The 26,337-nt window shown below is 33.2% G+C and carries 25 protein-coding genes; 19 read left to right on the top strand and 6 right to left on the bottom strand.

The window, feature by feature from the left end:
• Positions 1–16 precede the first annotated feature (16 nt).
• The gene (locus tag BLP68_RS17240) at positions 17–1,213 is read right to left on the bottom strand and encodes a pyridoxal phosphate-dependent aminotransferase (protein WP_091546271.1); all 1,197 of its coding nucleotides are present in this window, start codon (positions 1,211–1,213) and stop codon (positions 17–19) included.
• Positions 1,214–1,556: 343 nt separating this feature from the next.
• Here BLP68_RS17240 and BLP68_RS17235 point away from each other — a divergent pair, with 343 nt between their 5' ends.
• The 9 genes from BLP68_RS17235 to queC all read left to right on the top strand — a co-directional run bounded on the left by BLP68_RS17235 (position 1,557) and on the right by queC (position 8,563).
• Complete coding sequence (locus tag BLP68_RS17235) at positions 1,557–2,642, top strand: energy-coupling factor ABC transporter permease (protein WP_091546268.1); 1,086 nt, start codon at positions 1,557–1,559, stop codon at positions 2,640–2,642.
• 18 nt (positions 2,643–2,660) lie between these two features.
• Positions 2,661–3,374 (top strand): energy-coupling factor transporter transmembrane component T family protein, encoded by a 714-nt coding sequence (locus BLP68_RS17230; RefSeq protein WP_091546265.1) that lies wholly within the window; start codon positions 2,661–2,663, stop codon positions 3,372–3,374.
• A complete protein-coding gene (locus BLP68_RS17225) occupies positions 3,362–4,246 on the top strand; it encodes an energy-coupling factor ABC transporter ATP-binding protein (protein WP_091546262.1) in 885 nt (294 codons plus the stop codon). Before BLP68_RS17230 ends, BLP68_RS17225 begins: the two co-directional genes overlap by 13 nt.
• 262 nt (positions 4,247–4,508) lie before the next feature.
• Positions 4,509–5,498 (top strand): 2-hydroxyacyl-CoA dehydratase family protein, encoded by a 990-nt coding sequence (locus BLP68_RS17220; protein ID WP_242877024.1) that lies wholly within the window; start codon positions 4,509–4,511, stop codon positions 5,496–5,498.
• 7 nt (positions 5,499–5,505) lie between these two features.
• A complete protein-coding gene (locus BLP68_RS17215) occupies positions 5,506–6,285 on the top strand; it encodes an acyl-CoA dehydratase activase (protein WP_091546256.1) in 780 nt (259 codons plus the stop codon).
• Positions 6,278–6,670, top strand: coding sequence for a 6-carboxytetrahydropterin synthase QueD (gene queD, locus BLP68_RS17210; protein ID WP_207647935.1), 393 nt, complete (start codon positions 6,278–6,280; stop codon positions 6,668–6,670). The genes BLP68_RS17215 and queD overlap by 8 nt, the downstream gene beginning before the upstream one ends.
• Positions 6,657–7,289: a radical SAM protein gene (locus tag BLP68_RS17205; RefSeq protein WP_242877023.1), complete on the top strand. Its 633-nt coding sequence runs from the start codon at positions 6,657–6,659 to the stop codon at positions 7,287–7,289. Before queD ends, BLP68_RS17205 begins: the two co-directional genes overlap by 14 nt.
• A 1-nt stretch (position 7,290) precedes the next feature.
• A complete protein-coding gene (folE, locus tag BLP68_RS17200) occupies positions 7,291–7,845 on the top strand; it encodes a GTP cyclohydrolase I FolE (RefSeq protein ID WP_091546253.1) in 555 nt (184 codons plus the stop codon).
• A 25-nt stretch (positions 7,846–7,870) separates the two neighbouring features.
• Positions 7,871–8,563: a 7-cyano-7-deazaguanine synthase QueC gene (queC, locus tag BLP68_RS17195; RefSeq protein ID WP_330389213.1), complete on the top strand. Its 693-nt coding sequence runs from the start codon at positions 7,871–7,873 to the stop codon at positions 8,561–8,563.
• A gap of 403 nt (positions 8,564–8,966) precedes the next feature.
• On the opposite strand, the gene BLP68_RS17190 is transcribed toward queC, so the two are convergent.
• Complete coding sequence (locus BLP68_RS17190) at positions 8,967–10,346, bottom strand: sensor histidine kinase (protein ID WP_176759086.1); 1,380 nt, start codon at positions 10,344–10,346, stop codon at positions 8,967–8,969.
• Positions 10,347–10,783: 437 nt separating this feature from the next.
• Here BLP68_RS17190 and miaB point away from each other — a divergent pair, with 437 nt between their 5' ends.
• The 10 genes from miaB to BLP68_RS17140 all read left to right on the top strand — a co-directional run bounded on the left by miaB (position 10,784) and on the right by BLP68_RS17140 (position 21,883).
• On the top strand, positions 10,784–12,214 hold the full coding sequence (gene miaB, locus BLP68_RS17185) for a tRNA (N6-isopentenyl adenosine(37)-C2)-methylthiotransferase MiaB (RefSeq protein ID WP_330389212.1): 1,431 nt from the start codon (positions 10,784–10,786) through the stop codon (positions 12,212–12,214).
• A gap of 101 nt (positions 12,215–12,315) precedes the next feature.
• Entirely contained in the window at positions 12,316–14,967 is a 2,652-nt protein-coding gene (gene mutS, locus BLP68_RS17180; RefSeq protein ID WP_091546249.1) for a DNA mismatch repair protein MutS, read from the top strand.
• Positions 14,968–16,842 carry a DNA mismatch repair endonuclease MutL gene (mutL, locus tag BLP68_RS17175; protein ID WP_091546246.1) on the top strand — a complete coding sequence of 625 codons (1,875 nt, stop codon included), beginning with the start codon at positions 14,968–14,970 and terminating at the stop codon, positions 16,840–16,842.
• A 14-nt stretch (positions 16,843–16,856) separates the two neighbouring features.
• Positions 16,857–17,807 carry a tRNA (adenosine(37)-N6)-dimethylallyltransferase MiaA gene (gene miaA / locus BLP68_RS17170; RefSeq protein WP_278278245.1) on the top strand — a complete coding sequence of 317 codons (951 nt, stop codon included), beginning with the start codon at positions 16,857–16,859 and terminating at the stop codon, positions 17,805–17,807.
• Between the two features lie 27 nt (positions 17,808–17,834).
• Complete coding sequence (hfq, locus tag BLP68_RS17165) at positions 17,835–18,065, top strand: RNA chaperone Hfq (RefSeq protein ID WP_091546243.1); 231 nt, start codon at positions 17,835–17,837, stop codon at positions 18,063–18,065.
• Positions 18,066–18,185: 120 nt separating this feature from the next.
• Positions 18,186–19,130 carry an AAA family ATPase gene (locus BLP68_RS17160; RefSeq protein WP_091546241.1) on the top strand — a complete coding sequence of 315 codons (945 nt, stop codon included), beginning with the start codon at positions 18,186–18,188 and terminating at the stop codon, positions 19,128–19,130.
• 112 nt (positions 19,131–19,242) lie between these two features.
• Entirely contained in the window at positions 19,243–19,848 is a 606-nt protein-coding gene (locus tag BLP68_RS17155; protein ID WP_176759085.1) for a GTPase domain-containing protein, read from the top strand.
• The gene (locus BLP68_RS17150; protein ID WP_091546236.1) at positions 19,829–20,389 is read left to right on the top strand and encodes a hypothetical protein; all 561 of its coding nucleotides are present in this window, start codon (positions 19,829–19,831) and stop codon (positions 20,387–20,389) included. The genes BLP68_RS17155 and BLP68_RS17150 overlap by 20 nt, the downstream gene beginning before the upstream one ends.
• Positions 20,390–20,399: 10 nt before the next feature.
• On the top strand, positions 20,400–20,597 hold the full coding sequence (locus BLP68_RS17145) for a hypothetical protein (RefSeq protein ID WP_091546234.1): 198 nt from the start codon (positions 20,400–20,402) through the stop codon (positions 20,595–20,597).
• Positions 20,597–21,883, top strand: coding sequence for a methionine gamma-lyase family protein (locus BLP68_RS17140; protein ID WP_091546230.1), 1,287 nt, complete (start codon positions 20,597–20,599; stop codon positions 21,881–21,883). The genes BLP68_RS17145 and BLP68_RS17140 overlap by 1 nt, the downstream gene beginning before the upstream one ends.
• Positions 21,884–21,963: 80 nt before the next feature.
• Here the strand turns inward: BLP68_RS17140 and BLP68_RS17135 are convergent, their stop codons facing one another.
• From BLP68_RS17135 to BLP68_RS17120, 4 genes are all read right to left on the bottom strand, one after another.
• Positions 21,964–22,407 carry a hypothetical protein gene (locus BLP68_RS17135; protein WP_091546226.1) on the bottom strand — a complete coding sequence of 148 codons (444 nt, stop codon included), beginning with the start codon at positions 22,405–22,407 and terminating at the stop codon, positions 21,964–21,966.
• A gap of 101 nt (positions 22,408–22,508) precedes the next feature.
• Positions 22,509–23,138, bottom strand: a complete 630-nt coding sequence (lexA, locus tag BLP68_RS17130; protein WP_091546224.1) for a transcriptional repressor LexA — start codon at positions 23,136–23,138, stop codon at positions 22,509–22,511.
• 91 nt (positions 23,139–23,229) lie between these two features.
• Positions 23,230–24,351, bottom strand: coding sequence for a tyrosine-type recombinase/integrase (locus BLP68_RS17125; RefSeq protein WP_091546220.1), 1,122 nt, complete (start codon positions 24,349–24,351; stop codon positions 23,230–23,232).
• 138 nt (positions 24,352–24,489) lie between these two features.
• Positions 24,490–25,713, bottom strand: a complete 1,224-nt coding sequence (locus BLP68_RS17120; protein ID WP_091546218.1) for an L-lactate MFS transporter — start codon at positions 25,711–25,713, stop codon at positions 24,490–24,492.
• Between the last annotated feature and the right edge of the window lie 624 nt (positions 25,714–26,337).

Raw genomic sequence — 26,337 nt, 5'->3', positions numbered from 1 at the left:
TTGATTTATAATTTATTTATATTGTTCGATTAGGATAATTCTCAATGGCCTTCTTTAAAATATTCATAGCTTTCTTTAGGTCATTTTCATTTAAAACATAAGCTATTCTGGCTTCATCTTTTCCTAAACCTTTGGTTGCATAAAAGCCTTCTGATGGTGCAAGCATAACAGTTTCACCATCAACATCAAATTCTTTTAGCATCCAAATGGTAAACTTCTCGGCATCATCAACTGGTAGCTTGGCATTTACATAAAATGCTCCTGTAGGCTTTTTACATAATACCCCTGGAATATCATTCAAACTTTCATAAACAATGTTTCTTCTCTTTTCATATTCTTTATTTACACTTTCAAAATAGTCTTCTGGTGTTTTATAAAGCTCAATAGCACCTATCTGCTCTAGGGTTGGCACACATAATCTACCTTGACATAGCTTTAAAATTTGTTTCATAAGCTCTTTATTCTTAGATGCAATAGAGCCTATTCTTGCACCACAAGCACTGTATCTCTTAGATACACTATCAACGATGATTACTCTATCCTCAACCTCTTTTATATTTCCAAAGCTTGTATAACCTAATCCATCGTATACAAACTCTCTGTAAACTTCATCTGCAATAATAAATAAATTATACTCTCTAGCCAAATCTGCCAGCATTTGAACTTCTTCAGCAGTGTATACAACACCAGTAGGATTCCCTGGGTTAGAAAGTACGAAAGCCTTTGTCTTTGGATTTATAGCCTCTTCAATTGTCTTCTTATCTGGTAAATGGAATCCATCTTCAGCTTTACACGTTATTGATGCAACTTTAACATCAACGGCTGAGCTAAATCCATTATAATTTGTATAAAAAGGCTCTGGAACAAGAATTTCATCTTCTGCATCTGCAACAGCAATTATAGAGAATAAAAGAGCCTCTGAGCCACCATTAGTGATTAGAATGTCATCTTGTTCAAAATCCATATCATACTTCTTATAATAATTAATCATAGCGTCAATAAGTTCAGGCATTCCTTGTGATAGTGAATATGCCAGTACCTTTTCGTCGAAGCTTCTAATTGATTCCATGAAAGAATCTGGTGTTTCAATATCGGGTTGTCCGATATTTAAGTGATAGACCTTCTTGCCCTGTGCCTTTGCTCCCTGTGCATATGGAACAAGCTTTCTAATTGGAGATTCTTGCATGGAAGTAATTCTCTTTGAAAAATTCATGGCTTTAATACCTCCTATTAATGTATTATGTATTTCCATTATATAATATCATATTAGTTTATAAATTACACTAAAAAGACGCCTATTATTTATGTGTTTGATAGAAGTAGTTTAGTATATCTTTTATTTATACTATCCAATATTAACAGGAGTAATTCAACTTATTATGGATAATTTTTAGTTGTATTAATAGTAACGATGTTTAGAAATGATATATTCGGGTAATACTTAAGTTATATTTGCAAATGCAAATCATATGCATTATTATAGACTTAAGAGCAAAATGCAAATCATATGCATTTGGTAACATACATATAATAGTAAAAAGATTGGAGGAATTTATATGAGTCATATACATATCCCAGATGGAATAATTCCATTTGCTTGGTGGGTAGGAGGATATATTATTACCTTTACCATCATGTTTGTATTACTTAAGGGAATTAAAGGGGAGGAAGTTAGGAAGAAAATTCCCCTAACAGGATTAGCTGCAGCTATCATGCTTATTGGTATGTCTGTGCCCCTTGGTATTATTCCCGTACATTTAAGCTTAGCTGTTCTTACAGGTATCTTAATTGGTCCAAAGTTAGGTTTTTTGGCTGTATTCATTGTAAATATAATGCTGGCCTTATTTGGGCATGGGGGAATAACTCTGGTAGGGTTAAATACCTTAGTTATAGGTTCTGAAGTTTTATTAGGCTACTTTTTATTTTCATTGTTCTCAAAAAAGTTAAAGCAGCTAACAAGTATTATTTTAGCCACTTCTATGGCATTGGTGGCTTCCTTAACTATAATGGCATTACTGGTAGGCTTTTCTGTAGATTTCAATGAGGCAATACCCCATCATCATGCCTATGGACATGGACACGAACATGATGACGAATTGTTTGAATGGCATGGTATTGTTGATTTAGAGGAAGGCTCCCATCAATTGATTTTTGAAGAAAGCGAAGATAAATATGTAAATATTGTATTTCTAAAGCACGAGGATCATTTAGAGGAGGAGCATCAACATGAGGAGGAATTGGCTGAAGGAATTATAGAAGAAGGTGTAGCTACATTAACAAAAGAAAATACTATTGTTATAAGAGATAAGGTTGGCTATAAGTTAGAGCTAGATGAGACCCAAACCATATACCAAATTACTGTCGACGAAGAAGGGGAGTACATAATATTTTTAGAGCATCATCCAGATGAATTTGATATGAAGCTAATATCTAGTGATGGTCAGGAACTAAGCTTTGAAATTGAAGATGATCACCATCATCATAATGTTTCTGATACAAAATACTTATTCTTAACAGGATGGAGTGCTTTAATTTTATTAATCGCTGTAGCAATCGCTGTAGAATCCTTGGGTACTGCAGCTATAGTAGGTTTCTTTACAAAAATTCGACCGGACTTAGTATCTAAATCAAATGTTTTATAATAGAAATGAGGTATAGGAATGCATATAGCTGAAATAGATTACTTATCCAATACCACAGATAGCCCTCTTCATAGAATGAGGGCTGTCTCAAAATCTATATTTTCTTTATTGGTCTTGGCATCTTTTATAATTAGTAATAACATATATAAATTGTCGGGGTTAATATTAATACTTTTGATTTTATTTGCCATAGGAAAAATTCCCTATAATAAGGTTTTTCACCTCGTTTTATATCCTTTATTTTTTTCTTTGTTATTTGCATTTATAAGATTGCAGCAATCATATATTCTTGGCTTAATCGTTATACTTAAGGCCAGTGGGGCTGCATTAACAATGATATTGTTAATTACAACAACCCCTTATGTTGATATATTTGCACTATTATCAAAGTTTTTACCTAAACTTTTAGTGGATATATTTTTATTCACCTACCGTTCGGTTTTTATCTTAATTGAGCAAATGGAAAATCTATTAAAGAGCATGAAGCTAAGAGGCGGATATAGATCCTTTAATTTAGTTAAGAATATTAAAAATATTGCTGGTGCCCTTGGTATTATGATAATTCATTCCTATGACATGAATGACAGGATGTATCAAATATATACCCTTAGAGGCTACAATGGTGGTATTCCCATCACATCAGATAATTGGCCATTAAAGGGAAGAGATGTTTTACTTATCTTTTTCTCTGTTATAATATTATTAGGGACGGTGATACCATGGAGCCTTTAATAAAGGTACAATGCTTAAAGCATATTTATCCTGATAAAACAGAGGTAAATATTTGCGGTTTAAATTTTGAAGTTTTTAAGGGTGAAAGAATAGTGATACTTGGGCCTAATGGTGCAGGAAAAACCACTCTATTATCACATATTCTTGGACTTCTCAAACCAGTAGATGGAATAGTGGAAGTAATGGGCCTACAACCCAGTAAAAATTTCAATACTATTAGAAAAAAAATTGGTGTTGTATTTCAAAATGCAGATGAACAAATTATTGGCCCTAGAGTTTATGATGATATTGCATTTACCCCCAGAAACGAAGGTTTAAGTAAAAATGAAATAGATGAGATGGTTCGTAATGTTGCTGAAAGCTTAGGAATTGCTGATATTCTAGAAAAAATACCCCACTACCTAAGTGGTGGTCAGAAAAAAAAGGTGGCACTAGCCGGTTCAATAGTAATGATGCCAGAAATATTAATTATGGACGAGCCCTTTGAATCCCTTGACCCAAAATCTAAGACGGAGATGGTATCCCTCTTAAATCATCTAAACAGTGCCCATGGAATTACTACTATAACCACAACCCATGATATAAATGTAGTGCCTGAGATTGCTGATAAAATTTATGTTATCGACAGCGGTAATATTATAGCTGCTGGATCACCCATGGAGATTTTCAGTAATGTTGATGTTATTAAAAGGGCAAAGCTAGAACCTCCTATTCTGACTGAGTTGTTTTCAAGGCTTGAAAGAAAAGGTTATGGTTTAGGTATACCTAAAAACATGGAAGAAGCAGAGAATATTCTATTAAATATATTAGAAGAAATAAACCCTCAAGAGAAAAAATATCATCATGCTGTTAAACTAAAAGCTATAGATTAATCTTGACTTATCACTTGAATTAAATAGCTTCTTGTGATACATTAGTATCTGGACAGTTCGAAAGCCTCCTGTCCTTAAACAAAACTAAGGCATAACCAATTAAATTTGAGTGCTTTATTATTGTGCAAAAATATTAACTTTAGCTACTAATCTTAGTGGCTTAAAATCGTTAAAAATCCGAGGCTACTAATTATAGTAGTCTTTTTTGTTTTTTATAAATTTTATAATCGTTGGGAATTTCTTTATGGAGAGGAGATGTCTTATGAAGGTGGGAATAACAACAACTGTACCTGTTGAAGTATTATACGCTGCTGGAGTTACTCCAGTGGACCTTAACAATATATTTGTTTTAGGTAATAGCACCAAATATATGAATTATTCTGAAATAGAAGGCTTTCCTAGAAACCTTTGTGCATGTATTAAGGGGATATATGGAGTAGCTATGTTGGAGGATATAGACTATATTGTAGGAGTTACAGAAGGCGATTGCTCCAACACAAAATCATTAATAGAAGTATGGAGGTCAAAGGGTAAAAAGGTAATTCTCTTTGGTTTTCCACAAAAAAAGCAGTATCAATCGATGATAGAAGAGATAAATCATTTAATGGATCATTTCAATGTCAGGCTTGAGGCTGTAGATGATATGAAGAGGGAATTGTATCCCATAAGGCAAAGAGTAAAGTATCTAGATGAGCTAACCTGGAAAACCAATCAAGCTACAGGCTTTGAAAATCATCTATGGCAGGTGTCATGCAGCGACTTCAATGGAGATCCAAAAGTATTTTTGAATGAATTAGAGGAAGCCATACAAGATATAGAAGGAAGAAAACCATTTCCCTCCAATGAAATAAGACTTGGATATATTGGCGTCCCGCCTAATATTAGTGATTTATATCATTTGGTGGAGGAAAACGGGGGTAGAATCGTATTTAACGAGGTTCAAAGGGCATTTACAATGGCTAAGGAAACCATTGATACTAATATCTTTAATATGTATTTAAATTTCACATATCCATATGATCTACAGGGTAGATTAACTGAAATTAAGGAAGAGATTAATAATAGAAGATTAGATGGTATTATTCACTATACTCAAAGCTTTTGCCATAGAGGAATAGAGGATATTATTATTAAAAAATCCTTAAAGGTACCTGTATTAACAATAGAAGGGGACTATCCTGAAAAAGGCGATGCCCGTACAAAATTGAGATTAGAGTCCTTCATAGATATGCTAAAGGATTTAAAGGAGTGACGGGCTTATGAAGCAACTAGGGATAGATATTGGCAGTAGAGCAGTAAAAATAGCCTGCTTTAAAGATGATATTCTAATAAAAACAGAAATAATTAGCACAATGAAGTTTTACAGGGATTTCAGTAAAATGATAGATGGAGAAATCCATATCAATTTATCTCAACTGGGCCTCTCTGATTATGATAATATCATCAGTACTGGCTATGGTAGAAATAATCTACAAATAGCAGGAGCATTAATTATTAACGAATTAAAGGCTCATGTTTATGGTGCTCTATGCCAGACTGGAGAGGAAGATTTTACTTTGCTTGATATAGGAGGACAGGATTTTAAGATAATTAAAGTGGAGAAGGGAATCATAACTGACATGCTTTTAAATGATAAATGTGCTGCCTCCAGTGGGCGATATTTAGAGAATATGTCCAATATACTAGAAATTCCTTTGGATGATCTCATGAAGCACTATGAAAATCCAGTAAATCTAAATAGTACCTGTGCAGTTTTTGGAGAATCTGAATTAATAGGTGAGATAGCCCAGGGAACCCCATTGTCTCAATTGGCTGCTGGAATCAATTATGCTTTATTTAAGAGAATACAACCACAGCTTCAAAAACTCAGGGGAAGGCTTTTGATTCTAGCTGGTGGTGTAGCAGAAAACGAAGCAATTATACATTTCTTACAGCAGGAAGATAAGCATGTTATAATTCCAAAGTATCCTCAACTAAATGGAGCAATTGGATGTTGCTATTTGGGCTTTTTAAAGAAAGGAATGAAGAATAATGAATAATAAGCTAATAGATGTTACTAAAATTTTTACCTTTGACAGTGCCCATAAATTAGATGATTATGATGGAGATTGTAAATATCTTCATGGACATACCTATAGAATGGAAATAACTATTCGTGGAAGGATTGACTATAGAGGTATGGTGATGGATTTTAATGATTTAAAAGAGCTTGTAAAAAAGGAAATTTTACTAAAGCTGGATCATCGTTACTTAAACGACGTGTTTGACTTTAATCCCACCTGTGAAAATATGCTGGTATGGATTTTTGAGAGGTTAGATGAATCATTGAAGGGTGAAGACTATTTCATTCAAAAAATAGTTTTGTGGGAGACCCCAACCAGCTATGGAACCCTAGAAAGGGAGCAGTACTATGCTGAAAATTAATGAAATTTTTCTAAGTATACAGGGAGAAGGTATTTCTACAGGCTATCCAACTATTTTTGTTCGCCTTACTGGTTGTAATTTGAGTTGTAGCTATTGTGATACTGTCTATTCCCATCATGAGGGTTCATTAATGTCGGTGGAGGAAGTAGTTTCACAGATTAAGACCTATGGTTATAAACGAGTATGTTTAACAGGAGGCGAACCATTACTGCAGGATGAGGTTAGAGTTCTTCTATCAAGGCTAGAAGACTACGAAGTAAATATTGAAACAAATGGATCGATTGATATAAATAAATTTCCATTAAATCCTAAGCATCGGTATACTATGGATATAAAGGCTCCATCCTCTGGTGCCTCCAATTCCATATTCTATGAAAACTTTACAAATCTAAGAAAAAATGATGAAATAAAAATTGTTATTGGAAGCAGAGAAGATTATTTATGGATGAGGGAAATAATTAAAAAGTTCCATCAGTTGGGTGTGATAACCGTTTCGCCAGTTTTTGGAGAAATTGATCCACAAAAGATTATCAATTGGATATTGGAGGATAATTTAGATTTGCGGTTTCAGCTGCAGATCCATAAAATTATTTGGAATCCTGATGAAAGGGGGGTCTAATATGAACGAAGGAAGGGTAATGGAGGCAATTAAGATTATTCTTGAGGAAATCGGTGAAGATCCTAATAGAGAGGGATTAAAGGAAACTCCCAAAAGAGTTATGAATTTATTCAAAGAAATTTATGGACACACTGGCATAAACCCAAATGAGGAATTAAATACAGTTTTTTCTGAAGAGCATGATGAAATGGTGGTGGTTAAGGATATTCCTTTTCACTCTACCTGTGAGCATCATCTAATACCTTTTTTTGGTAAGGTCCACATTGGCTATATACCAAATGGAAAAATTGTAGGCTTAAGTAAGCTTCATCGATTGGTAGAAAACACCTCTAGACGACTCCAGGTTCAAGAAAGAATGACTACTATGATTTCAAAGGCTATAGTAGATAAGCTCTCTCCCAAGGGAGTAATAGTTGTAGTTAATGCAGAACATTTGTGTATTAGTATGAGGGGAATTAAAAAGCTTGGAAGTATTACTACAACCTTTTCATCAGAGGGTGTCTTTAAGAATGACATAAATCTTAAAAATGATTTTTATCATGCAATAAAACTATAAGAACAGTTCAATTAGTGGAGGGTTCTTGAGGGAAGCGAAAGGAATGATAAAAAATATGAAAAAAGCTGTAATATTATTATCAGGTGGTTTAGATAGCACAACATGTATGGCAATAGCACAGCAGGAAGGATACCAGCTTTACCCAATATCCTTTGATTATAAACAAAGACATAATAGAGAATTGGCTTTAGCTAAGGAGATTGCAACTTACTTTCAGAGTAGTGATCATAAAATAATAGCAATAGAAAATGTGGGTGGAAGCGCACTTACAGATGAATCCATAGACCTTCCAACGTATCAAGAAACCAATGATATTCCTATAACCTATGTTCCCGCAAGGAACATAATTTTCTTGAGCTATGCACTGGGATATGCAGAGGTGATAGGTGCAGAAGCTATTTTTATAGGTGTTAGCTCTATTGACTATAGCGGTTACCCCGATTGTCGTCCAGAATTTATTAAGGCCTTTCAAAAAGTAGTTGATGTTGGTACCGCAGCAGGTGTGAAGGGTAATTCTATTGAAATAAAAACACCATTAATCAACCTTAGTAAAAAGGAAACAATTCAGCTGGGATATAAATATGGTGCTCCATATCACTTGACTACCAGTTGTTATAATGGTAAGGAAAAGGCCTGTGGGGTATGTGATAGCTGTGTATTAAGATTAAAGGGATTTAATGAGGCAGGAATAATAGATCCAATATTATATGAAGAATAGTGATGCATACTAGTAACGAAATAATAAGTAATTCTTTTATAATCTGTTCTCAGTTTAATCATAATTTATATAATAATAGAATATATATAGAGAAAATTAGGACAAACATAAAAAAAGTGCTTTACAACAAACATATGTTCGATTATAATTAAATTATAAGATTAACTATGAACGGGGGAGAATAAATGAAAGTATTTGTATTTGCTGGAACTGTAAAGGAGTTAAGAACCTACCTTAAGGAATGGAATCAAAAGAAGTTAAATCATAAAAAAGCTTCATAAATAAAGCGCCCCTCTAATGGAGGGGCTTTATTTATGAAGCTACTTGGCTTGTTATAATTATTTTTAGTAATTAAATTTCTAATTATAAAAAAACAGGCAGATACTTCAACTTATGTCCTGTTCTATTTATATATATCACAAAAATCAAGCTGTATTTTATCAACGTTTATTTCTTGAACAAAGCCTTCTGAATACTGTACATCATTATTTGTTGGAATGTTAGTAGGTAGCTTTATAATAAATTTACTTCCAACATCCACCTGACTTTCTACATAAATCTTTCCACCATGTATTTCCACTAAAGATTTTACAAGGGATAGACCTATTCCGCTTCCCTCATGACTACGATTCAAATCTGGATTTGCTTGTCTAAAGCGATTAAAAATTACCTTCTTCTTATCATTTGGTATTCCTATACCAGTATCCTTTACCGATATAAGTATGTAATCTCCAACACTAGAAACATTAACCCATATTTTATCTCCTGGTTTAGTAAACTTTACAGCATTTGAAAGTAAGTTTAAAATAATTCTCTCCATCATATAGGAATCACATGTAATTATCTTTTTATCAATATCTGTGTTAAAAAATAGTATTCGATTTTTATTCTTTATGTAACCACCTAGTGATAACATAATATTTTCCAAAAGCATAATAATGTCAATTCTCTTAAGCTGTGGCTCCAATAATCCCGAATCCAGCTTAGTTATATCAATTAAGTTATTTATTAGGCGAAGTAGTCTATATGAATTTTGCTTCATTGTTTCTATATATCCCTCTAGTTTATATGAAGTGGTTTCTATTTTTTTATTTTCAAGCTGAAATTGTAACAATTGAATAGTGCTGAAAATAATATTTAATGGGGTTTTGAACTCATGGGATATATTTGATATAAAAGCTGTTTGAAGCTGGTTATATATATCAATTTCCTTCATTAGCTTCTTGTGGATAATCTCTTTTCTAAGCTCATGGGTATTCCTTTCTTGAGTTATACTATTTACAGTAATTACAGCGTAATCATTATTCAGTATTGATGTTTTTATAACATTCAAGCTAATTATTGATGGCATTTCTTCTCTATTTATAGGTGAAGATTTAACAGTATGATTATAAACAGAGCTACCTGTTATAAACACAGAGTCAACGGCATTTCGGATAGAGCAGTTCAGAATATTGCTGAAAGTGATATCTGAAAATAGACAGCAAATACCTTTACAGATTTTTTCTCCAATTAGATCGATATTAGCATTGCAAAGGTTTAATATAGCCTGATTTACTTGGATAATTTTATATTCTTTATCAATAATTATTAAACCAACAGGTATGGCGTCAAAGGCATAATAATAAAATTGATTATCATATTCTAAAGCTGACATCTGTTTTATTTGGTTTTTTTCCTTAATTGTAGTGGTTTTATTTCTAGAATTTAATCCCTTAATGGTTTCGTCTCTTTCTTGAAGTAGGTGAATTAATTCATCCTTTGATAATTCTTGATACTTCATGATTTTCCCCCTAAAGCTTAATATATTCATGTTTAACTTATAGTACCAGTATATAAATAAATGAAACATATATTATTTTTACTATATTAAAAAAACAGTTTAATTCTTAAAATAATAAAGGTACTAAAACATATCAATTCATTCTATCAAAGTGTATTGTCGATTTTTATCATAATGTGATTATTATATGAAAAAAAATATTATTGACATATTTTACCCATTTCACATATTATCTAGAACTAGAAACATTGTATTATTAGAGTAAATTTCCATATATACCTTGTATTTATACTAACTAAATGCTAACATCTATTATATAAAAATTTATCCAAGCACTAAACCCGAATCTTTTTTTATGTACAAGTTTAAGTTATAATTGATAGGTGAATACAAAAGAATAATAGTAAACTTATATAGATTATTGAGGAGGCTTTACTTTGAAAAGGAAAAACGAATATGAGGTTACTTCCTTAGATATACAAAATCAACAGGAATTTATGGAAGCTATAAAAAATGAAAATCAAAGGCATTATTCTAATAACAAAAAGGAAAAGAAGTATCAAATAACCACCTATGGGTGTCAAATGAATGAACACGATTCAGAAAAGCTAGCAGGTATGCTGGAAAATATGGGATATGTTGAAACAAAAAATAAAGATGAAGCCGATTTAGTTATATTCAATACATGCTGTGTTAGAGAAAATGCAGAATTAAAGGTATATGGTAATTTGGGAGCTCTAAAAAATCTTAAGAGAAAAAGAACCGATATGATAATTGCTGTTTGTGGGTGTATGATGCAGCAACCACAAGTTATTGAAGAAATCAAGAAAAAGTATAATCATGTAGATATTGTTTTTGGTACCCATAATCTACATAAGTTTCCTGAGCTTTTAGTGAATGCGATGCATTCAGATAATATGTTGGTGGATGTATGGGAGCAAGAGGGAGAAATTATTGAGGGAGTTCCTGTAATAAGAAAATATGGAATAAAGACCTTTGTGAATATTATGTTTGGATGTAATAATTTCTGTACATATTGTATAGTGCCTTATACTAGGGGACGAGAAAGAAGTAGAGAGGTATCTGATATAGTTTCAGAAGTTACAGACCTAGTTACAAATGGAACTAAGGAGATTACTTTGCTGGGTCAGAATGTTAATTCATATGGTAAAACCCTTACAGATAAAGTTACCTTTGCATACCTATTAAGGGAGCTTAATAAAGTTGTCGGACTTGAAAGAATTAGATTTATGACATCTCACCCAAAGGATTTATCAGAGGAGCTAATTAATGCAATGGCTGAGTGTGATAAGGTATGTGAACATCTTCATCTTCCTTTCCAGGCTGGCAGCAACCATATACTAAAGGAAATGAATCGAAAATATACCAAGGAAAAGTATCTTCAGCACATAGAAATGTTAAAGGAAAGAATACCAGACATATCTTTAACAACAGATATTATTGTAGGATTTCCTGGAGAAACGGAAGAAGACTTCAACCACACCCTTGACGTTGTTAAGACAGTTAGATTCGATGCTGCATTTACCTTCCTTTACTCTATACGCAAGGGTACACCGGCAGCAGATATGGATATACAGGTTTCGGATGAAGTCAAGCATAATCGCTTTAATAGATTAGTTGAAGCTGTTAACCAGATTTGTGGAGAGATAAATGCATCTTATTTAAATAAAACTGTTGAGGTTTTAGTGGAGGGACCAAGTAAAACTGATCCAAATAGGCTGATGGGTCGAACAAGACAAAATAAGCTAGTTAACTTCAATGGAGACAGCTCATATATTGGAAAGCTAGTAAATGTAAAAATTATTGATCCAAAAACCTTTTCTTTAAATGGAGAGTTAGTTGAATAAAATAGAGAACGCAAATTGCGTTCTTTTTTATTTCCTTATAGTTTAACTATCTGATATTTGTTATAATAAACCTATGATTTTCATATACAGGAGGGGTTTATTTGAAAAAGCTAACGCCTATGATGGAGCAATACTTTCAGATAAAAAAGCAGTATCAGGATGCCCTATTATTATTTCGATTAGGTGATTTTTATGAATTGTTTTTCGATGATGCTGAGATAGCTTCTAGAGAATTAGAGATAACCCTAACAGGAAGAGATTGTGGGTTTGAAAGCCGTGCACCAATGTGTGGTGTACCGCATCATTCTGTAGATAGCTATATAGATAGGTTAATTACAAAGGGATATAAGGTAGCCATATGTGAGCAGGTGGAAGACGCTTCTGAAGCAGTGGGAATAGTAAAAAGAGATGTAGTTAGGATAATAACACCAGGAACGTTGATTGATACTCAGCTTTTAGATGAAAAGAAGAATAACTATCTTATGTCTATTTATGGACAAGCTGATGGAGTAGGAATATCCTATGTAGATATTTCTACAGGAGAATTATTTACAACAGAGATAATTGGCGAGGGAATACTTCAAGGACTTCAAGATGAAATAACAAAAATACAGCCTAAAGAAGTCATCTATTACATAGAGGATAATGTATATTGGAAGGAATTCTTTAATGAAATATGTAAGCAATTCGACTTAGTTACTAATGATCATGACCATTGGTGCTTTGAATATCAGTATGCCTCTAATCGGTTAAAGGAGCATTTTAATGTAATAAATTTAGATGGATTAGGTCTAGCTTCTACACACAATGGAATTATTTCTACAGGAGCCTTAATTAATTACCTAAAAACCACTCAGAAAAGATTTTTAGGTCATATCAACAAGATAAATGTATATCACCTGTCTGAAACAATGGTATTAGACTATAGTACGAGATTTAATCTAGAGCTTACAGAAACTATTCGTGGGAAAAATAAAAAGGGTTCTTTATTATGGGTCTTAGATAAAACATCTACAGCGATGGGTGGAAGAATGCTAAGGAAATCTTTAGAGACTCCTCTATTGAAGATTGAAAAGATAAATGACAGGTTAGAGGCTGTTGGTACTCTAAAGGATAATATTGGTTTAAGAAAAGAATTGAGGGAGCATTTAAGAAGCGTTTATGATTTAGAAAGATTAGCTGCTAAAATATCATATGGCTCTGCCAATCCGAGAGATTTAGTAGCCTTAAAGACATCTCTTGAACAGATACCTTTAATAAAAGAGTTAATAAAGGATGAAAAGCAACTACTTGCTAGTGTTCATAATAGAATAGACACTCTTGAGGATATTAAGGAGCTAATTAATAAAGGTATAGTTGAAGATCTACCAATTGCATTGAAGGATGGTGGAATTATTAAAACTGGCTACCATCCAGAGGTGGATAAGCTACAGTTGGCATCTAGAGAAGGTAAAGAATGGATAGCTAAGCTGGAGGAAGAAGAAAAGCTTAAGACAGGTATTAAGTCCTTAAAAATGGGTTTTAATAAGGTGTTTGGCTACTATATAGAAGTTACAAAGTCCTATTTAAAGCAGGTCCCAGAAGACTACCAGCGTAAGCAGACTCTGGCAAATTGCGAGCGTTTTATTACTCCAGAATTAAAGGAAATTGAATCAAAAATACTTGGTGCAGAGGATAAAGTAGTTGTATTGGAATATCAATTATTTATAGAAATAAGGGATATAATTTCAAAAGAGATCAGCCGTATTCAGTCAACTGCTTCTGCAATAGCTGAATTAGATATGCTAGTTTCACTGGGAGAAGTAGCTGCCGAAAACAATTATACAAAACCAAATATAAATAGTAGCCACATAATAAGTATTAAGGATGGAAGACATCCAGTAGTTGAGAAAATGTTAGATAATCAAATGTTTATAGCTAATGATATTTATCTTGATAATGAAGATCATCAGGTTTCAATTATAACTGGCCCTAATATGGCGGGTAAATCAACATATATGCGACAGGTGGCTTTAATTGTGCTGATGGCACAGATTGGATCCTTTATTCCTGTGTCTGAAGCTTCAATAGGTATTGTAGATAGGATATTTACAAGAGTTGGTGCCAGTGATGATCTTTCACAAGGTCAGAGTACCTTCATGGTAGAAATGAGTGAAATGGCTAATATACTTAATTGTGCAACAAAAAATAGTCTCCTTATTCTCGATGAGATAGGCCGAGGTACAAGTACATTTGATGGTTTAAGCATTGCTTGGTCAGTTATAGAGCATATAAGTAAGAAAATTAGTGCCAAGACACTTTTTTCAACCCATTATCACGAGCTTACAGAGTTAGAGGGCATCATAAAGGGTGTAAAAAATTATCGTATTTCTGTTAAGGAAGAGGGAGAAGATATTATCTTTCTCAGGAAGGTAATCGATGGAAGTGCAGATAGAAGCTATGGGATACAAGTTGCTAGACTTGCTGGTTTACCTGCTGAGGTTATATGTCGTGCCAAGGATATTCTATTAAGACTAGAAGAAAAGGATATAGCAAGGGTTGATAGTCTATGCATAAGCAGTGGAAGAGAAGAAGCTGTAGCTACTATTGAGGAAGCCACACCAGTTCAAATTGACTTCAATTCACTTTATCAAAATAATATAATTGAGGAATTAAAAGAAGTAAATTTACTTGAAACCACACCAATTGAAGCCCTCAATATACTTGCCAATCTGCAAAAAAAGGTAAATCAGCTTTTACAGGGAGGAAGCTAAATGATACGCTTACTAGATGATTTAACCATAAACAAAATTGCCGCAGGTGAGGTGGTTGAAGGACCATATTCCATTGTTAAGGAGTTAGTGGAAAATGCCATTGATGCAGGTTCATCTTCTATTACAGTTGAAATAAAGGAAGGTGGAAAAAAATACATAAGAGTGACTGACAATGGGATAGGTATCCCTGAGGATGATGTGGAAAAAGCCTTTTTAAGACATGCCACTTCAAAAATTGAAAAGATTAAAGATTTAAATAGTATTCAATCCCTTGGTTTTAGAGGGGAGGCATTGGCAAGCATTGCAGCCGTGGCACAGGTGGAAATGATTACAAAAACACAGGAGCAGCAATATGGTGTAACGATAGAGCTTAATGGAGGCCGTCTAATTGGAAAAAAACCTATAGGGTGTCCAACTGGAACAACAATTATCGTTAATAACCTATTTTTTAATACCCCAGCAAGGCTTAAATTTATGAAGACTACCCAGGGTGAAACCAGTAGAATAACAGAAATTATTACTAGATTAGCCTTAAGCAAGCCCAATGTAGCCTTTAGATATGTTAACAATAATAATGTTATGTTCACTACCTTGGGTGACGGAAATCTATCAGCTACAATTTTATCGGTTTTACAGGATGTATGGTTAAAAAGCATGATTAATATAGATGATGAAATGAATAATTTAAAAATTGAGGGGTTTATTGGTCAACCTAGCCTTTATAGGGGAAATCGTAATTATGAGATAGTATTTATTAATGGTAGATATGTTAAAAGCAAGATTATTAGCCAAGCCATTGAGCTAGCCTATAAGGAGAAGCTTCCTATAAATAAATACCCCATTTGTGTACTAAATTTAACTATAGACCCTTCATACGTCGATGTTAATGTTCATCCTATGAAAACAGAGGTAAAATTCAATGATGAATCTGATATTAATAATTCCATACAAAAAATCATAAGTAGAGGATTATCTACCAGAATAACTATACCTGAACTAAAGGTATCACCACAGGGTGATAATTTTAATGTGAAGGAAAGAATTAGGAATATATCTTCGATATCCACCACTAATCAACCAACAGAGGGGATAAAAGAAGATAAAATTGAATACAATACAAATAGCAATGTAGGTATATCTACACATATAAATAAAGAAACTAAGGATTATGAAAATCCAGATAATGATATAAATTTATATGACATAGCCTTTAAAAAATTAAGTGAAGATGAAGCTATTCTAGATGATAATCATAGTGTAGAGTCTGTGAAAGAAGAAGTACAAGAGAATTTCATAATATCACTCATAGAAGGTATTAAAGTAATTGGGCAATTGTTTAATACATATATTTTATTGGAAAAAGAGAACTCTCTTTACTTAATAGATCAACATGCAGCCCATGAACGATTGATTTATAATAAGCTACTTGATGAGTGTAAAAGGACTATGGTGACTTCACAGCAGCTTCTTGAGCCAAGAGTAATAAACCTATCAGCAGAGGATTATTTAATCATTATTAATAAATTAGAAAAGTTTAATAAGTTGGGATTTGATATAGAGGAATTTGGGCAAAACACCATAATTATAAGAAGCGTTCCTATGGTTATGGGTATACCACAAAACTTTAACTTTTTTTATGATCTTATTGATGACATGAAGGATGCTACAGATAAGACTCTTTTTGAAGAGAAGGTTATTCAAAGAGCGTGTAAAGAAGCGATAAAAGCAAAGGATAAGCTGAATATTAATGAGATAGATAAATTACTTGTAGATTTGAGTACTTTAACGCCTCCATTAACATGCCCCCATGGTAGGCCAATTCTTATTAGTCTTACAAGATATGAAATAGAGAAATATTTTAAAAGAATTCAATAGAAGGGAGTGAAATCTTGAAACCAAAAGTATTAATGATATTTGGGCCTACAGCTGTAGGGAAAACTGATACTTCAATAAATATAGCACAAAGCTTAAATGGTGAAATAATATCAGCTGACTCAATGCAGATTTACCATCATATGAACATTGGAACAGCTAAGCCCTCTTTAGAAGAGCAGGATGGTATACCCCATCATTTATTAGATATTGTTTATCCCGATGAGGAGTTTTCTGTAGCAGATTTTCAACATCAAGCAAAAAATAAAATAATAGAAATCCATGCTAAAAACAAATTACCTATTCTTGTTGGAGGTACAGGTCTATATTTTAATTCCCTGATATACAATATGGATTTTACCAATACTATTTCTAATTGGAAGCTTCGTTCACAGCTGGAGGATGAAGCAAGGACTAAGGGTAATCTGCATCTACACAGTAAGCTAAAGGAAATAGACCCTGCGGCTGCTGTAAGAATTCATCCCAATAATGTTAAACGTGTAATTAGAGCCCTTGAAGTTAATTATGAAGGGGGCGAAAACATGGGTGATTTCAGTGAAGATATTACTCTAAATAATGATTATGACTTCTATATTATAGGTTTGACAAGAGATAGAGAGGAATTATACGATAGAATTAACCAAAGAGTTGATATAATGGTAAAACAGGGACTAGTTGAAGAGGTACAGTTCCTTTTAGATAAAGGATATTCAAGGGATTTGACTGCTTTCAAAGGTTTAGGTTATAAGGAAATTATAGGATATTTAAAAGGCGAGTATAGTCTAGATGCAGCAATTGAAACATTGAAGCGAGATACAAGACGATATGCCAAGAGACAATTAACTTGGTTTAGAAGATATGAAGCTGTCAACTGGTATAATTTAAGTGAATATCCTACTGAAGAAAAATTATTTAAAGATATTCTTAAAGAGGTAGAAGGACATTTTTACTTCATATCGAATACCTAAATAATATTATTATGAGGAGGGCATAGCATGAAAAATACCATTAACCTGCAGGATGTTTTTTTGAATCAAGTCCGAAAGGAAAGCATTCCTATTACAATATATTTAGTAAATGGGTTTCAGCTGAAGGGTTTTGTAAAAGGATTTGATAACTATACTATTGTTTTAGACTCTGATGGAAAGCAACAGTTGATTTACAAGCATGCAGTATCAACAATTTCACCAGCTACTGCTGTAAACCTAACCAATAACAAAATGTAGTTTTGAGCATATCAGTATTTGGCTACAAACTATAACCGCTATATTATTATGGCGGTTTTTTGTCACGTTTTTGAAGCTTTGTGAATATGATAGAATAGCATTTTTTTCTGAGGTGATTCGATGAAAAGAAGGGTCATATATTCTTTACAGGAAAAGTACAATTCATTAGAATCAGGAAGATTATCAACCAATGAATTTTTTGACAGCCTATTTTATGAAAAAGAAAAAGCTGCTGTTGATTCAAAGGATGTTAATGACGAAGCTTCCCTTGAGAGTATATTAAAAGAATTGGATAAGCTTATTGGGCTAAATAATGTAAAATCTCTTGTTAATGAAGTTTTAGCCTATACAGATATGCAAAAGAAAAGAAAAGAAAACGGATTGCAGGCACAACCAATGGCAATGCATATGATTTTCAAAGGAAATCCAGGTACAGGAAAAACTACTGTGGCACGACTACTAGGGAAAATTCTAAAAGCAAAAGGAATATTAGAGAATGGACATCTAATAGAGATTGAACGGGCAGATCTAGTTGGCGAATACATAGGTCATACTGCACAGAAGGTAAGGGAGCAAATTAGAAAGGGCATAGGTGGTATCATCTTTATTGATGAGGCCTACTCTCTTGCTAGAGGTGGAGAAAAGGACTTTGGCAAGGAAGCGATTGATGCCCTTGTAAAGGGAATGGAGGATCATAAGGATAATTTAATTCTTATTCTTGCTGGATATCAAGAGGAAATGGATAATTTTTTACGGGTTAATCCTGGACTAAAATCTAGATTTCCTATACATATGGATTTTGAAGATTACACAATTGAAGAGCTGGTTGAAATAGCAGATTTAATGATAGAATGTAGACAGTATTTATTATCTATTTCAGCAAAAGCAAAGCTATTTCAACTTTTGGCTCAAAAAAGAATGAGGGATGGGTTACACTCCGGTAACGCGCGTCTTGTTAGAAATCTTATAGAAAAGGCTATAAGAAGACAAGCAGTTAGACTAAAAAATAGAGATGAATGCTCAATCCAAGAATTAATGATGCTAACAAGAGAAGATTTTGAATGACATAGGTTACTCTCATTACTATATATGAGAGTAATTTATGTCATTCTTTTTATTAAAGTTGCATATGCTTTAGCATCAAGGATTGTACTAATTGCATATGGATGGTGATAATATGAAACACTGTCTCTTAGTTGGAAAACCCAATGTTGGTAAGACTTCCTTCTTTCTTAATTTTGCTTCCTACTTAGGGGTTTACAAATGTGAGTTAAACTTTAAGGATGTGGAAGGTAGGATTATACACAAAGAATATTCCATTGAATTAGCTAAGAAATACTTAATAAGTCAAACCCCTTTTAAGACCAAAGACATCTGTGAAATAAATCTGTCGATTCCAATTTATAAAGGATTTCAGAGCTTTAAGCTTCTAGACTCTAGTGGATTGATAGATGGCATTAGTGATAATGAGGACATTCGTAGTTCAATGACTGCTACTATAAAAGCATTAGAAGAAACTAATATTATTCTACATGTAATTGATGCCTCCAGTATATTTTTGAGAGAAATCAATTCCATTAGTCTTATCGATGATCAAATTAATAGATATTGCAAGTCAAAAAGTAGCTATTGTATCCTCTCAAACAAAATGGATTTAGAAGGAAGTAAAAAGGGGTATGAGCTGCTTAAAAATAAGTATTATGATTCCTATATAATCCCTATTTCCTCAGTAAGTGGAATGGGTTTTAAAGAGGTGAGAATGTTTGTGGGTAGAAATCTTTAAAAGATATATAGCGGTGTTATTAATTGGATTCGTAATTAAATGGCTAGATGATGAAGTTGACTTTAAAGAAGAAGCTGCAATCGATAAAAAAAAGCTTCTAAACATATTTGACTGTAAGCTGCCCTATTGCCTCTTATTTTTAGCATTGGCAATGATGCTGGATACTTATTATTCCTTCTCATTATTTACTGCAGCTTATATCATTGGTATGTTTCAAATTCCTCTGCAAAGGCTTCCCTTTGGATTAAAATCATATCAAGAAATAATTATTTTAATAATTATTAATACTTTATTTGTCCCAATAGATATTTTTATCCATGCATTAATTCTAATTTTTACAATTCAGCTATTGGATGACATTGTTGATTTTAATTATGATAAGAAATATAGCTTTAAGAATTACGCCGTAAAGTTTGGTAAGGGTGAGGTTATAATCTTTATTTTAATACTACTGGTTGCTGCAATAATGCTAAACTGGATTAATACTCTTATAATATTACCCGTAGCAATTTTTATAAATTACTTGTATTCCAGAAGGTAGGAGGGGTATAATGCTATATGGAACTATTGTTATTTTCGGCTTGTTAATGGTATTATTAGGATATGTTATAGGTAGGAAAATTGGTCAAAAGGAAGGATTTCAAAAGGCTATGGACTACATACCAATTGCACTTAAGATAGAGCTTTATCAAAAGAAGAAATGCCCCATTTGTAATATTAAAACAACAGAGGTGGAGGAGAAGAATTAATGGAACAAAGTCAACATATGTTACAACAGCTTTTTGGAATTAGCCAGGATATCATTGAAAAGGTTAAACAAGCTGAGGCCACAGTTGAACAAGAGTTTAAAGAGTTGGACAAAATTAAAGAATTTAATCAATATAAAGTACTTAGAGCAATGCAGGAATCGAGACTAAGTGACCAGCATTTTCAATGGACAACTGGCTACGGCTACAATGATTTAGGAAGAGAAAAGCTGGAGGAGGTATATAGTAGAGTGTTTGGCGGTCAAGACGCCATTGTACGGCCCACTATTGTAAATGGAACCCATGCCCTAACCCTATGCTTATCTGGACTCCTAAAGCCAGGGGATGAGATGATTTCTGTAACCGGTAAGCCCTACGATACCCTTGATGAATTAATAGGTATAAGAGGAAACTATCCATTAAGCTTAAAAAAACTTGGAGTAATATATAACCAGATTGATTTTTTAGATAATGGAGAAGTTGATTTCAAAGAAATAGAAGCAACTATTAATAAAAAAACAACCCTGGTTTATATACAACGTTCTACAGGCTATGGTTTTAGAAAAGCAGTAGACATTGCAACAATTGAAAGAATAGTCAATATAGCAAAGGCCAAAAACGCCAACATCATATGCATGGTTGATAACTGTTATGGAGAATTTTTAGAAACTAAAGAACCTACAGAGGTGGGAGCCGATTTAATTGCTGGATCTCTAATTAAGAACCCTGGAGGCGGACTGGCCTTAGCTGGAGGATATATTGTTGGTAATAAAGATTTAATAGAATTGATATCATACAGAATGACATCACCAGGAATAGGGAAAGAGTGTGGTTTAACCTTTGGAACTTCAAGGTCCATGTTTCATGGTCTTTTTATTGCCCCCCATGTTGTATGTGAAGCGATAAAGGGTGCTATCTTTTGTGCTAAGCTTTTTAGTGATGCTGGCTATAGAGTAATGCCAAATTACAATCATAAAAGAAGTGACATTATTCAAGCTATTGAGCTGGCGGATGAAGGGAAGGTATTGGCTTTTTGCAAAGGTATTCAAGAGGCGGCACCGGTGGACTCATTTGTTAAACCTGAGCCGTGGGATATGCCCGGTTATGATGTACCAGTAATTATGGCTGCAGGTGCCTTTGTTCAAGGATCTTCAATCGAGCTAAGTGCAGATGCGCCTATTAAGCCTCCATATATAGTATACTATCAGGGTGGCTTAACCTATGAACATGCAAAGCTGGGAGCAATAAAAGCTTTGCAAAATATTGTAAATCTTTCTGAAGGTAATTAGTAAATAATTATGTGAATGATTAAAAAAGCATTAATTAAAAAGGAATAATAGAAACCACCAGCTTCGGGGCTGGTGGCAATTTATTTTGAACCTTTAATAACCTGTAGTTTTATCTCTTGATGTTCTACTTGTTCGGTTAGTTTATCAACTTTTTCGTTTAATACATTTAAACCTTCGATACTCTGCATATAGCCGTCATATAGAGCACTATGGTTCTCATCCATCTTATTTTCCAATCGAGTTAAATCTTGATTGACTTTATGAAAGCCTGCTTCCATTTTATTTTCAATACTATCAATTCTATTATCCATGGAATCAATTCTTCTATCAATACTATCAAACCGTTTATCCATGGAGTCAATTCTACTATCAATACTATCAAAACGCTTATCCATGGAATCAATCTTACTATCAATAGTATCAAAACGTTTATCCATAGTAGTAATTTTATTATCCATAGTATCAATTTTAGTACTTAACTCAACATACATCTTTTCCATTAAATTAAATATTTTATCCTCCAAAAGATCAACTCCCCCAAATAAATTATAGCATAATATTAGTTGTAATCATCTAGTGATTTAACATTATTTTTATAATAGAGTGTGTAGACATGGTAGAATTTTTATTGAATTTTCCTAAAAACACCTACTACTTTTCCTAAGATGGACACATCTTTAACTATAATAGGTTCCATAGAACTATTTTCAGGTTGTAACCTTATATAATCCTTCTCGCGATAAAAACGTTTAACTGTAGCACCATCCTCCATTAAAGCAACAACTATATCGCCATTAGTAGCCACTGGTTGCTGTCGAACTATTACATAGTCATTATCCATTATTCCCGCTTCAATCATGCTATCGCCTCGGATGGTTAACATAAATAGTTTATGGTTTTCATGACCTACAAAATCTAAGGGCATTGGAAAGGAATCCTCGATATTTTCTACTGCTAAAATAGGTTCACCAGCGGTCACTTTACCTATAATAGGAATGTTAACCATTTCCTTATGATATGAGTAATCTTCATTATGATCATCAGTTAAGATTTCTATCGCTCTTGGTTTAGTTGCATCACGTCTGATATATCCCTTAGTTTCCAGCTTTGAAAGATGTCCATGGACAGTAGAGGTAGACCTTAAGGCAACCGCTTCACATATTTCTCTAACCGACGGTGGATAACCCTTTTGATTTATTTGGCTCTTCATATATTTAAGTATCTCAACCTGCTTACTGCTTAAATCTTCATACATTGGAGAGCTCCTCTCTAATTTGTAATTTATTTTCCATAATTATAACACATTATTAGTAAAAATACAAACATTCGTTCGGTTTTTTGGAGAATTATTCATCTATCCATTCAAAATTATTAACAATTTCTCGCTTTACATTTTTCTTGTGGGCAGCATATAACTGGGTGGTTGTAACATTATCGTGATCTAATAAGTTTTGCACATCATATATTGAAAAGCCCTGTTGTATCAACGATGTTGCAGCAGTTGCCCTCAGTTTATGGGGACTGTAACCATTATCTGAAGTTGTTCCTAATACATATGAAGTATACTTCTTTACCAAGTTACGAATTGCTCTGGGGGTCATTCTAGTCCTTTGAATGGATAAGAAAAGCGCATCCTTATTTTCATCATCCAGGACTTCTGATTTTGGTCTTTCTAAGGATACATATTCCTTAACAACCTTCTCGCAGGTACGATTAATAGGCATCAGAACCTCTTTACCTCGTTTTCTATAAATTTTAAACTCACCTCGACTAAAATTAAAGGAAGAAATGTTTAACTGGTTTAATTCGCTTAAACGAAGGCCGTAGGTCACAAATAAAAGTATTATAGCCCGATCTCTAAGTCTAGTTTTTTCCCAGTAGACTTTTTCCTTGTCAGTAAAAACTGTTCCACTATCAATAACATCTAAAAGCCTTGCTACTTCATCAATCTCAAGACGCTTAATTGCATCTGGTTGGGGCTTTGGCAGGCGTATGGGATTTAACCCGTCTATTATATTATTCTTAATTTTCTCATCACGATATAGATATTTAAATAAAACAGAAAGGGAGGACTTTTTTCTTGCTAGGGCACGGTTATGATTTTCTACTACTTTGATACTAGTCTGACTTTCTATAATATAACGGGTACAGTATTCTCCAATAAAATAATTAACATCCCTAGCTGTTATATTATTAAATTCATCAATAGTAATATCAGAAACCTTTTTAGCAGAGGTTATAGTATTATCTGCGATTAAGTACTTACAAAAAAATAGAATATCATTTAAGTAAGCAAGACGTGTTGATAGGGCAACAGCATTTTTTAAATATATAAAGAAATCCCGCATAAATCGTGGTAGCTGAGCTTCAATTTCTAAACAATCCTCAATGGTTTTATGCTCAGAAGTAACTATATTATCAGGCTTATCTGATTTATTATGTACTGTTAATTGCTTTTTTTTAGCCATAAACTCACCCCTTATGTATATTTTAATTATAATGGAGGGTTATTACAAGAAAAATCCTAGTTAGTTGGTAAAATAAGAAAAAAGCCCACACTTTACTGTGGGCCTTCAGAATATGATTTGTATTATTAACATCAATCTTTAAGATAATGCTTCCTCAGTATTTAGTCTAGTAGAAGCGGGGGATAAGGGAGGCTTAACCATAAATGTCATTCCTGCTCCAACTATTGCTAGGAAAGCTGATATAATAAAAGTAGGTTTTAGTCCTCCTACGTTAGCCACTACCATAGGGCCAACCAAAGCTGCCAAACCATATGCCTGATAAACTATACCGTAATTTCCTCCTAAATTCTTCATACCATAAAATTCTCCTGTTATTGTTGGGAATACTGCTAAAAATCCACCAAAGCAGAAGGCAATTGCCGCAAGACAAATAAAGAATGTAACAAAGCTCAATGAAATAATACTCATGGCTATCATGGCAATAGCAGTAATAGTAAACATCATGAATACTACTTTAATTCTTCCTAGCTTGTCTGATAAAGCTCCCCATAATAGTCTGCCGGAAGCATTGAATAAAGCTATCATGGCCACTGCATTGGCTGCAACACCAACCTCTAAATTAGCCAGTTCCACACCTATATCCTTTGCAAGACCAATAACCAATAGACCACTCATAGATGCAAATAAAAACATAGTCCAAATTAAATAGAATGATTTTGTTTTAAGCATTTCACCAACAGTAAAGTTATTTCCGGTTACAGTTGAATTTTGCTTTGTTGAACTATAGCCCTCAGGAAGTCTTAAAAATTGCGCACCTATAAGTACCAAAATAAAATAAATAATACCTAAATAGAAGAAGGTTGCAGACACTCCTTTTGTAGTAAGGAAAAATTGAATTACAGACTTAAAGATCAAGCTTCCAAGACCGAAGGCACCTACTGCAATACCAGTAATAAAGCCTTTCTTCTCAGGGAACCATTTAACACAGGTTGATAGAGGGCATACATAGGCGAAACCGACTCCAGCCCCAGCAATAACACCATAATAGATATATAACTGTAGGATGGATGTAGCTGTAGAGGCCAAAAGCAACCCACCACCATATAGAATACCGCCTATGGTTGCTACAACCCTCGGCCCAAGCTTATCTTGGAGTCTCCCAGAAAATATTGTAGAAAATGCAAATACAAAAACAGCAATGGAAAAAGTTAAAACAACTTCGTTATTTCCCCAGCCAAACTTGTCCATTAGTGGCTGATTAAATAGGCTCCAAGAATAAATTGCACCAATACATATTTGCAACAACACTGCACCAAATACTACAAACCAGCGATTAAATTGCTTTGTCTCTTTTGTACTCAATCATAGTCCCCCTTAATTATGCTTTTGCTTTGTGTATAATCCAATAGTAAACTAGCATCTTGACTTGATGTAAAGCTTGTTATTTCAATGTGCAAGGAAATTATACAGTCAATGTATAAAAGACGCTAATATATCCATTATAATGGGTAAAAGATTACAAGACAAGATAATATTTATAATTTTATAATGTTTTTTTCCACTATTCAGAAAAGGAGGATAATTGCTGATAATGTTGAATATTTTTCGTAAACAGGTGAGCAAAAGTTCATCTAATGATAGATAATGCTATTTCTTTAATTATTTTAAGAATAATGGAGAATTCTCAAAATATAAGTTAATCTAATATTTCATAAAAAGTTTAAATGTTTTAATGTAAATTTACTGGTGGATATATTTAGTATCCTATTCAATGTTAACATTTTCCTTATGTATTATTTATGTATTATTTATTAGTATATTAATAAAACTAACTATAGAATTCATCTATAGGTGAAGTTTCTTGATTACAATAAATAATCAATATAAGGAGGGTTAATTAATGGAAGCAGGAGTTAGAAATAATTTGTATGGTGAAATAGAAAAGATTAAACAGGATGGAATAATGGCACAGGTTACTATGTGAGT

The organism is Alkaliphilus peptidifermentans DSM 18978 (assembly GCF_900101495.1).
GTDB lineage: Bacteria > Bacillota > Clostridia > Peptostreptococcales > Natronincolaceae > Alkaliphilus_C > Alkaliphilus_C peptidifermentans.
Note: the sequence above shows the minus strand (reverse complement) of the source record. Positions and strands in the feature narration are given on the sequence as shown.

Coding starts and splice junctions, on each gene's coding strand:
- BLP68_RS17235 (WP_091546268.1), top strand. CDS start 1,557: ATGAGTCATATACATATCCCAGATGGAATAATTCCATTTGCTTGGTGG.
- queD (WP_207647935.1), top strand. CDS start 6,278: ATGAATAATAAGCTAATAGATGTTACTAAAATTTTTACCTTTGACAGT.
- hfq (WP_091546243.1), top strand. CDS start 17,835: ATGAAAAATACCATTAACCTGCAGGATGTTTTTTTGAATCAAGTCCGA.
- BLP68_RS17140 (WP_091546230.1), top strand. CDS start 20,597: ATGGAACAAAGTCAACATATGTTACAACAGCTTTTTGGAATTAGCCAG.
- BLP68_RS17145 (WP_091546234.1), top strand. CDS start 20,400: ATGCTATATGGAACTATTGTTATTTTCGGCTTGTTAATGGTATTATTA.
- BLP68_RS17215 (WP_091546256.1), top strand. CDS start 5,506: ATGAAGCAACTAGGGATAGATATTGGCAGTAGAGCAGTAAAAATAGCC.
- BLP68_RS17240 (WP_091546271.1), bottom strand. CDS start 1,213: ATGAATTTTTCAAAGAGAATTACTTCCATGCAAGAATCTCCAATTAGA.
- folE (WP_091546253.1), top strand. CDS start 7,291: ATGAACGAAGGAAGGGTAATGGAGGCAATTAAGATTATTCTTGAGGAA.
- BLP68_RS17155 (WP_176759085.1), top strand. CDS start 19,243: ATGAAACACTGTCTCTTAGTTGGAAAACCCAATGTTGGTAAGACTTCC.
- mutL (WP_091546246.1), top strand. CDS start 14,968: ATGATACGCTTACTAGATGATTTAACCATAAACAAAATTGCCGCAGGT.
- BLP68_RS17220 (WP_242877024.1), top strand. CDS start 4,509: ATGAAGGTGGGAATAACAACAACTGTACCTGTTGAAGTATTATACGCT.
- BLP68_RS17230 (WP_091546265.1), top strand. CDS start 2,661: ATGCATATAGCTGAAATAGATTACTTATCCAATACCACAGATAGCCCT.
- BLP68_RS17160 (WP_091546241.1), top strand. CDS start 18,186: ATGAAAAGAAGGGTCATATATTCTTTACAGGAAAAGTACAATTCATTA.
- lexA (WP_091546224.1), bottom strand. CDS start 23,138: ATGTATGAAGATTTAAGCAGTAAGCAGGTTGAGATACTTAAATATATG.
- BLP68_RS17190 (WP_176759086.1), bottom strand. CDS start 10,346: ATGAAGTATCAAGAATTATCAAAGGATGAATTAATTCACCTACTTCAA.
- BLP68_RS17125 (WP_091546220.1), bottom strand. CDS start 24,351: ATGGCTAAAAAAAAGCAATTAACAGTACATAATAAATCAGATAAGCCT.
- BLP68_RS17225 (WP_091546262.1), top strand. CDS start 3,362: ATGGAGCCTTTAATAAAGGTACAATGCTTAAAGCATATTTATCCTGAT.
- BLP68_RS17205 (WP_242877023.1), top strand. CDS start 6,657: ATGCTGAAAATTAATGAAATTTTTCTAAGTATACAGGGAGAAGGTATT.